The 700-nt window shown below is 76.9% G+C and carries 1 protein-coding gene; it reads right to left on the bottom strand.

The window, feature by feature from the left end:
- On the bottom strand, positions 1-677 hold a 677-nt coding region (locus GT042_RS03605), incomplete at its 3' end, for a 4-alpha-glucanotransferase (protein ID WP_161307240.1).
- Positions 678-700: the final 23 nt, after the last annotated feature.

Below are 700 nucleotides of genomic sequence, written 5' to 3'. Positions count from 1 at the left end.
CCGGCCGGCCAGTCGTGCCACTGCGGGCCGTGCGCCTCGGCGAGCGCGTACCAGGTGGCGTGGTCCTCCAGGGCCTGCCCCTGGGCGGCGAGGAAGTCGGCGTACTCGGCGCGGCGGCCGGGGCCGAGGGGGACGGCCGCCAGGATCTCCAGGGCCGGGAGCTTGAGCGCCCATACGGCGTCGCGGTCGATCAGCGCGTCCTCGCCGAGGACGGACGCGCGCAGGGCGGCGGCCTTCTCGCCGAGGGCGTCGAGCTGTTCGCGGTCCGCGCCGCGTACGTACGCGTACTCCGGTACGGCCTCGATCCGCAGATGGACCGGGTCGGGGAAGCGGCGCGAGGAGGGGCGGTACGGCGAGGGGTCGGTCGGGTCGCCGGGGACGGCGGCGTGCAGCGGGTTGATCTGGACGAAGCCCGCACCGAGATGACGGCCCGACCAGGCGGCCAGCTCGGCGAGGTCGCCGAGGTCGCCCATGCCCCAGGAGCGCTCGGAGAGCAGGGAGTAGAGCTGCACCAGGAAGCCGTGGGTACGGGGCGGGGGCTGCGGCACCTGATGGGGGGCGACCACCAGGGTGACGGTGGCCGTACGGCCGTCGGGGGCGCGTGCGGTGAGCCGGTGGACGCCGAGGGGCGCGCCGGTCACCACGGCGGCGGGGTCGGTGGCGGGGTCCGCGGGCAAGGGCGCACCGCCGCCCTCCGGCT

Origin of the sequence: Streptomyces sp. SID3212 (assembly GCF_009865405.1) — a bacterium.
Taxonomy (GTDB): Bacteria; Actinomycetota; Actinomycetes; order Streptomycetales; family Streptomycetaceae; genus Streptomyces.
The sequence above is the reverse complement of the archived record's forward strand: the minus strand, read 5'-3'. Positions and strand labels throughout refer to the sequence as shown.